Below are 7,774 nucleotides of genomic sequence, written 5' to 3' on the forward strand. Positions count from 1 at the left end.
AGCCTATTATGGATTAACTAATCACTTCAAAAAAGATAAAGCGCCAGCTCTATATCCCTTTATGATTGGATTGACACTCTTTGTATATTAAAAAGCTGTTAAAAGCAGGTAAAAGAAACCCGCCTTTAACAGCCTGATAAAGATCGACCTGAATTTATTCTTCAGTAAGTTTTGCGTCAAACTTCTTTAATGCCCAAATTACTGCGAAGTAACTAACCACAATTAAAACGGGCCACGATAAGAGCCATAATATTTCAGTTATCATAATTTATCCTGTTTAATTATCAATCATTTCTAAAAAACTATCTTTCTCAACCTATCCCGATACGCTTCGCTATCGGGAAAAGGTGTCGTCAATCCTGAACCAATCCCGATACGCTTCGCTATCGGAAAAAGGTGTCGTCAATCCTGAACCAATCCCGATACGCTTCGCTATCGGGATATTTTCCACTACAATTTCCCAAAACTACGTTTTGGGAAATTAAGTGTCAATATACATGAGAATCGGACTCCATCTCCTCCTTATCAATCTTTTTATTATTGATAGCTCGCCATGCATATACAATATAGGCCAACACAAAAGGCACAAGCAATGAAACATAACTCATTACCTTAAGCGTATATGGACTCGATGAACTGTTAAATATGGTAAGCGAACTACTATAATCGCCTACTACCGATGGATAATATGCTGTATTGTTGTAACCTGCAATAAGGAAAAGTGACAACACTGTAAATACTGTCCCCAAACCAGCGGGCCAAATCGCTTTATCGCAATCTTTTTTGAACAAACCACCAGCTATTCCGGCCAATACCAACAATACACCAATTACAAATACAATTCCCACAAGCGGCATTTCAATCAAATTGAAGAAGTATTTGTTGGCTTGCATGAACACATCGCCTGTTTCGGGGTTAACTGCAAATCCATCGCGCAAGAATAACCATATCACAAAAGTTAAAAACAATGCTACAAATGGAATTCCGTTTATCCACAACTGCTTTTTAATTCTTGGTATTATTTCCTCATGGTCTATTGTATTTTGAAAATAAAGCAGACCTAAAACGCGAGCAAGGAAGAATACCGTTAATCCAAGCACTACATTATGCAAATTTAAAACAGCCTCAAGGCCGTGTGCAGGACCAGTCCAACGACTTATTACAGGCGAGACCTCTCCTATAATATTGGTAATATTCATTTTTGAAACGTCAAATTCAGATCCGGTAAAAAAGGTAGCCACTGCAGTACCTAAAAGAATTGTACCAAGGGCGCCATTCAGAAATAGAAAGACCTCAAAAGTGCGTTTACCCAAAAAATTGTCAGGTTTAGAACGATACTCATAGGATATAGCTTGTATGATAAAAGCAAAAAGAATGGCCATCCAAACCCAATAAGCACCACCAAAACTGGTTGAATAAAACAGCGGGAAAGAGGCGAAAAAGGCACCGCCAAATGTCACTAATGTGGTAAAGGTAAACTCCCATTTGCGGCCAAGTGTATTAACCAACATGGTTCTTTCGGTTTCATTCTTCCCTAAAGTGTAAATCAGGGTTTGCCCACCTTGTACAAAAAGTAAAAATACGAGCAATGATCCCAAAAGAGAAATAATGAACCACCAATAATGTTGCAGAAATTCATAAGATTCAAACATGGCTATTTCCCTCCTTCCTGGTCTTTTGGACCAATTTTAATTTGACGAATAAGAATTTTTATTTCAGCTATGAGCAATGCCGTGAATATGGCAGCAAACAACCAGAATGTAATTTGCACTGAGCTTGCATCAATCTGAGAAACGGCTGCAACAGTTGGCAATAAATCCTGTATAACCCAGGGTTGACGACCTACTTCAGCTACAATCCATCCGGATTGAGATGCAATGTAGGCCAGCGGTATACTAAACAAACTGACCCATAAAAACCACTTTTGTTTGGCAAGGTTGCCCTTATTCACGAAGAATAGCGCCAAAGCAAAAAGAAGAATAAACAAAAAGCCGAGCGCTACCATAATATGAAATGCGTAGAAAGTAAGCGGTACATTGGGTATAACGCTTTTAGGATCGTTTAAATAGCCATAACCAAAATACTGGAAGTTTTCTTCCATCGTAAGCCTGTGCTTTTTGGCCGCCTCATCATTTCCGGCTTCTTTGGCACGCCGGAAATCGGCCAGGGCATTAATGGCTATCTTACCGCGCTTAATCTTTTCCTCTACGGATATGCCTTTGAAGGTTTTCCCTTCTTTATTGGTATATTCATAACCATCAACTAAATCCTTTACGCCGGGTACAAATGCATTGGCATCTCTGTAACCAAGTAAAGAAAGTAATTTCGGAATTTCCATTTTAAACAGAAATGCATCCTTATCGTCGTTATACTCCTTGCCGGGCGTTAGTGCGCCTATTGCCACAAGGCCTGCCCCTTCCTGTCCTTCATACAAACCTTCCATTGCAGCAAGTTTCATTGGCTGTTTCTGAGTTACATGATAGGCACTTCCATCACCCGTCATCACGAGAAACAAACTGGTAATTAAACCAAAAACTGAAGCTACTACAATGCTCCGTTTTGCCATTAATTTGTGGCGGCCTCTTAGTAAAAACCATGCACTTATTCCAAGTACAAAAATGGAGGCCAGCACATAACCCGACGAAATGGTATGCAAAAATTTATTGATTGCAACGGGTGATAAAAAAACTTCCCAAAAGTTCTCCATTTCATTGCGTGCTGTTTCGGGATTAAACTTCATGCCGGCAGGGAATTGCATCCAGCCGTTGGCTACCAGTATCCATAGTGCCGAAAGATTGGCTCCAAAGGCTACCAGCCATGTAGAAATTAAATGGAACCGTTTACTTATTTTGTTCCATCCGAAAAACATCACCGCTATAAATGTGGATTCGAGAAAAAAGGCCATAATACCCTCTATGGCCAGTGGCGCACCAAAAATATCGCCCACAAACCAGGAATAGTTGGACCAGTTGGTACCGAACTCAAATTCCAGTATAAGGCCGGTGGCCACACCAATGGCAAAGTTAATACCGAACAGGGTCATCCAGAATTTAGTGATTTTTTTCCATTCAGGATTTCCCGTTTTTACATAGATGGTCTCCATAATGGCCATGATGAATGCCAACCCCAACGTAAGGGGTACAAACATCCAGTGATACATAGCAGTAAGTGCAAACTGTGCACGGGACCAATCTACCAGGGACAAGTCTACATTTTCTATCATAGCTTATTTGTTAGGTTTGGTTAGTTGCTCAATAACAAATTTACTCTTTTCCTCATCGCTGTCAAACTGTGTTTCCAGAATATCGGGGAAAAAGAAAATTTTCAGAATCGCGAACATGATAAATAGCTTTAAAAGTATCAAAATCCACAGTTGCACACCATACCGGGGCATGTCCCTGAAGCCTTGATAATAGAAGTTAAATATCCGTTTAAATATGTTAGGTCGCTTATTTTTTTCCATTTCAAAATATTTAAAGTCTTACGATCGAAATATGTTTAAACGAAATGTTAATTTATAACAATTCTAAATTACTACAACAATAATACCAGTCCTATAGCACAAATAGTCTACGATTGAATTAAAAAACTGATATAAAAACAAGTAGGCAAAGCAAATAAAAACACATATTTAAGCATATAGATTTTAGAATGTATATAAATTAGAGTCTCAAATTCGTTTTGATAAATGATTTGTATTTGTTTCGGGTTAAATCCCTTATTTTTGCTTAAATCACATGCGTATAATCACCAAAAGTAAAATCTATGAGTAATATAACAAAATCTTCGATAGGCCGTAAAGTACTCGTTAGCCTGTCGGGACTTTTTTTGATGATTTTTTTATTGGTTCACCTCGCCGTGAACCTGACACTCATTTTTGATGACACGGGCGAATTATTTAACAAAGCCGCTCATTTCATGGCAACCAACCCGGCCATCAAAGTAATGGAACCTGTCCTTGCGCTGGGCTTCATAATCCATATTTTGTATGCTTCAATTGTAACCCTGCGCAACTACCTGGCCAGGCCAGCCCGTTACAACAAGCGCGATTCCCAGGAAACCGGAGGTTGGGCTTCCAGAAACATGTTCTTTCTGGGGTCAACGGTGTTTATTTTCCTGGTAATTCACATCTGGAATTTCTTTTGGAAGATGCGATTTGCGGGTGATCCCCTGCTCGACCACATCACAATTGATGGAGAGCAAATGGAAAATTCCTATAACCTTGTAGCAACACTCTTCAAATCAAGCTATATATACAGCAGCATTTACATTTTGGGTGCTATAGCTCTGGGATTGCACCTTTCACATGGTTTCTGGTCATCGTTCCATACCATGGGATGGAACAATGATATTTGGATGAAAAGGCTTCGTACCATTGCCATTGTTTATGCAGTTGTAATTGCCGGAGGTTTCATTTCAATTCCGGTATACTATATGATATTTTTCTAAAATCCGATAGTCTATGACAAAAATTAAAACAAATATACCCGAAGGCCCTCTGGCCGAAAAGTGGACCAAACATAAAGCCGACTTAAAAGTGGTAAGTCCGGCAAATAAACGCAAACTGGATATTATTGTAGTAGGCACAGGATTAGCAGGAGCTTCAGCTGCAGCCAGCTTTGCAGAACTTGGTTACAACGTAAAAAACTTCTGCTACCAGGATAGCCCCCGTCGTGCACACTCTATTGCAGCACAAGGAGGAATCAATGCTTCAAAAAATTACCAAAACGACAACGACAGTGACTTCAGGCTGTTTTACGATACAATTAAAGGTGGTGACTACAGGTCCAGAGAGGCTAACGTGTACCGCCTTGCCGAGGTCAGTGGCGATATAATTGACCAGTGTGTTGCTCAAGGGGTACCTTTTGCACGCGAATATGGAGGAAACCTCGCCAACCGCTCCTTTGGTGGTGTGCTTGTTTCACGTACATTTTATGCACGTGGGCAAACCGGTCAGCAGCTTTTATTAGGTGCTTATGGCGCATTAAACCGCCAAATTGCCAAAGGGCAGGTAGAAATGTACTACCGCCATGACATGCTCGATGTGGTAACTATTGATGGAAAGGCTCGCGGAATTATAGCACGTGACCTCACAACCGGCGAAGTAAAACGCTTTGGCGCACACGCAGTAGTAGTAGCTACCGGAGGCTATGGAAATGTATTTTTCCTTTCGACCAACGCAATGGGCAGCAACGGTAGCGTACAATGGCAGGCCTACAAAAAAGGTGCTTACATGTCGAACCCGGCATTTGTACAAATTCACCCAACCTGCATTCCGGTTCATGGCGACCAGCAGAGTAAACTTACACTCATGTCAGAATCGTTGCGTAACGATGGCCGCGTGTGGGTACCCAAAGACAAGAAAACGGTGGAAAAACTACAAAATGGCGAAATTAAAGCTTCCCAGGTACCGGAAGAGGACCGCGATTATTACCTTGAGCGCCGCTATCCCTCATATGGAAACCTGGTACCCCGCGATGTAGCTTCACGTGCAGCCAAAGAGCGCTGCGATGCCGGTTACGGTGTAAATGAAACAGGTAAAGCTGTTTTCCTTGACTTTAAAGATGCCATTAATCGACTGGGAAAAGATGTTGTGGAAGCACGTTATGGAAACCTTTTCCAGATGTACGAAAAAATTACCGATGTGAACCCATATGAAGAACCCATGATGATTTACCCGGCCATTCACTACAGTATGGGTGGGCTATGGGTCGATTATAACCTAATGACCAACGTTCCGGGATTATATGCCATAGGTGAAGCTAACTTTAGCGACCACGGTGCCAACCGCCTAGGCGCCTCAGCGCTTATGCAGGGATTGGCCGACGGTTATTTTGTAATTCCATATACCATTGGCAACTACCTGGCCGACGAAATACAAAACCCACAAGTTGATACTAACAATGAAGCTTTTGCAGAAGCCGAAAAAGCGGTTACTGAAAAGCTGGAAAAACTGAAAAACATTAAAGGCAAAACACCGGTTGACCATTTCCACAAAGAACTTGGAAAAATTATGTGGGATAAGGTTGGAATGAGCCGCAATGAGAAAGAATTGAAAGAAGCCATTGAAGAGATTAAAGCATTGCGCAAAAAATTCTGGGAAGATGTACTTATACCGGGTGATCTCAAAGAGTTTAACCCTGAAATTGAAAAAGCCATGCGCGTGGCCGATTTTCTTGAGATGGGTGAACTTATGGCACGCGATGCACTGGAGCGCAACGAATCATGTGGCGGACACTTCCGCGAAGAGTCCAAAACCGATGAGGGCGAAGCCCTGCGCGATGACAAAAATGGGGCTTACGTGAGTGCCTGGGAATACAAAGGCGATGACAAAACGCCTGAAATGCATAAGGAGGAGTTAAAATTTGAATTTGTGACTCTTACACAGCGCAGTTATAAATAATTGGTATTAATGATTAAAAAAAGCGCTTTATGGCAGACAAAATATTAAAAGAAATAAAAGTTAAGGTTTGGCGCCAACAAGGCCCCAAAGCCAAAGGTAAATTTGAAACATATACCGTTAAAAATATATCTACCGGTTCATCATTCCTTGAAATGCTCGACATACTGAACGACCAGTTGATTATTGAAGGGAAGGACCCGATTGCTTTTGACCACGATTGCCGCGAGGGTATATGTGGCATCTGCAGTCTTTATGTAAACGGCCGCCCGCACGGTCCCGACGAGGATGTAACCACCTGTCAGTTGCACATGCGTAAATTTAAAGATGGCGAAACCATTGTGGTAGAGCCATACCGCTCCAAAGCTTTTCCGGTTGTAAAAGACCTGGTAGTAGAGCGTAATGCATTTGACCAGATATTGCAAGCTGGCGGTTATGTATCGGTAAACACCGGTGGCATACCCGACGGAAACGCCATTCCAATCTCTTACGATCAAGCAGAATCAGCCATGGATGCTGCATCTTGCATAGGTTGTGGGGCATGCGTGGCAGCCTGTAAAAATGCCTCGGCCATGCTGTTCGTTTCAGCCAAAGTATCGCATCTGGCGCGCCTGCCACAAGGTAAAGTGGAGGCCAAACGCCGCGTAAAAGCCATGGTAGCCAAAATGGATGAGCTGGGCTTTGGTAATTGCACCAACACAGGTGCCTGCGAAGCAGAATGCCCCAAAGGCATTAGCATCACTAACATTGCCAAAATGAACCGCGAGTTTCTGGCAGCAAAAATTCGAGACTAATTTTTTGATGATAAAGCGTAAAAAACCGGACCAAAGGCTCCGGTTTTTTTATGTTAGCATAGTCGAAAAATACAGGATTACTTCATAAAGTTGTGGATTAGTATTGAATTGTCTATGTCGAATATATTACAACCTATTTGATGCTACAGCATAAAGACATGGTTTGAATTGTTAGAATGTGAAAAACATTTCAGAAGTAACCTGAACAAACTCCCGTAAATAACAATAGATCGCAGATTAAACGGATGCATACTGATAACGTTTGGGGTTATGATTGGAATTCCTGGGGTTTCATTACCAGGTTTTTTTGTAAAAAGCCACAATTATGCTTCTCCTTATCTGCGAAAATCAGCTAATCTAAGATATCAGAGATGTTATTTTATTCAAATAATTACAGAACACTATGCTACAACGAGAGCAAACATATGATATTTGGATCAATTAATCCGTATAATCCGCGTTCTATTCTCGTGTTTTGTGCAATGGGGCACCCAATTTTGGCATAACCCTACTTTTTTTGCTACAGGTCAAAAAAAGTAGGCAAAAAAACCCCGCCGCTTACAGAAAAGTGCTAAAAATC

General features: G+C 41.4%; 6 protein-coding genes. 3 read left to right on the plus strand and 3 right to left on the minus strand.

Going from position 1 to position 7,774, the window contains the following annotated elements; genetic code table 11:
* Positions 1-488 precede the first annotated feature (488 nt).
* The 3 genes from VJ937_RS10565 to VJ937_RS10575 are packed head-to-tail and all read right to left on the minus strand — an operon-like array spanning position 489 to position 3,463.
* The gene (locus VJ937_RS10565; RefSeq protein ID WP_324066874.1) at positions 489-1,652 is read right to left on the minus strand and encodes a cytochrome d ubiquinol oxidase subunit II; all 1,164 of its coding nucleotides are present in this window, start codon (positions 1,650-1,652) and stop codon (positions 489-491) included.
* A 2-nt stretch (positions 1,653-1,654) separates the two neighbouring features.
* On the minus strand, positions 1,655-3,223 hold the full coding sequence (locus VJ937_RS10570; protein ID WP_057952914.1) for a cytochrome ubiquinol oxidase subunit I: 1,569 nt from the start codon (positions 3,221-3,223) through the stop codon (positions 1,655-1,657).
* A gap of 3 nt (positions 3,224-3,226) precedes the next feature.
* Positions 3,227-3,463 (minus strand): DUF4492 domain-containing protein, encoded by a 237-nt coding sequence (locus VJ937_RS10575; RefSeq protein WP_324066876.1) that lies wholly within the window; start codon positions 3,461-3,463, stop codon positions 3,227-3,229.
* Between the two features lie 302 nt (positions 3,464-3,765).
* Between VJ937_RS10575 and VJ937_RS10580 the strand changes: the two genes are divergently transcribed.
* From VJ937_RS10580 to VJ937_RS10590, 3 genes are read left to right on the plus strand one after another with little or no spacing between them, the layout of a single operon-like run.
* Positions 3,766-4,449: a succinate dehydrogenase cytochrome b subunit gene (locus VJ937_RS10580; RefSeq protein ID WP_057952916.1), complete on the plus strand. Its 684-nt coding sequence runs from the start codon at positions 3,766-3,768 to the stop codon at positions 4,447-4,449.
* A gap of 13 nt (positions 4,450-4,462) precedes the next feature.
* Positions 4,463-6,403 (plus strand): fumarate reductase/succinate dehydrogenase flavoprotein subunit, encoded by a 1,941-nt coding sequence (locus VJ937_RS10585; RefSeq protein ID WP_324066879.1) that lies wholly within the window; start codon positions 4,463-4,465, stop codon positions 6,401-6,403.
* Positions 6,404-6,432: 29 nt separating this feature from the next.
* A complete protein-coding gene (locus VJ937_RS10590; RefSeq protein ID WP_324066881.1) occupies positions 6,433-7,194 on the plus strand; it encodes a succinate dehydrogenase/fumarate reductase iron-sulfur subunit in 762 nt (253 codons plus the stop codon).
* The last annotated feature ends 580 nt before the right edge of the window (positions 7,195-7,774 follow it).

The sequence above is a fragment of the Salinivirga sp. genome, from assembly GCF_035268865.1.
Lineage (GTDB): Bacteria > Bacteroidota > Bacteroidia > Bacteroidales > Salinivirgaceae > Salinivirga.

Bases quoted from the DNA above. Each gene is read 5' to 3' on its own strand.
- VJ937_RS10570 (WP_057952914.1), bottom strand. From the start codon at position 3,223: ATGATAGAAAATGTAGACTTGTCCCTGGTAGATTGGTCCCGTGCACAG.
- VJ937_RS10565 (WP_324066874.1), bottom strand. From the start codon at position 1,652: ATGTTTGAATCTTATGAATTTCTGCAACATTATTGGTGGTTCATTATT.
- VJ937_RS10585 (WP_324066879.1), top strand. From the start codon at position 4,463: ATGACAAAAATTAAAACAAATATACCCGAAGGCCCTCTGGCCGAAAAG.
- VJ937_RS10590 (WP_324066881.1), top strand. From the start codon at position 6,433: ATGGCAGACAAAATATTAAAAGAAATAAAAGTTAAGGTTTGGCGCCAA.
- VJ937_RS10580 (WP_057952916.1), top strand. From the start codon at position 3,766: ATGAGTAATATAACAAAATCTTCGATAGGCCGTAAAGTACTCGTTAGC.
- VJ937_RS10575 (WP_324066876.1), bottom strand. From the start codon at position 3,463: ATGGAAAAAAATAAGCGACCTAACATATTTAAACGGATATTTAACTTC.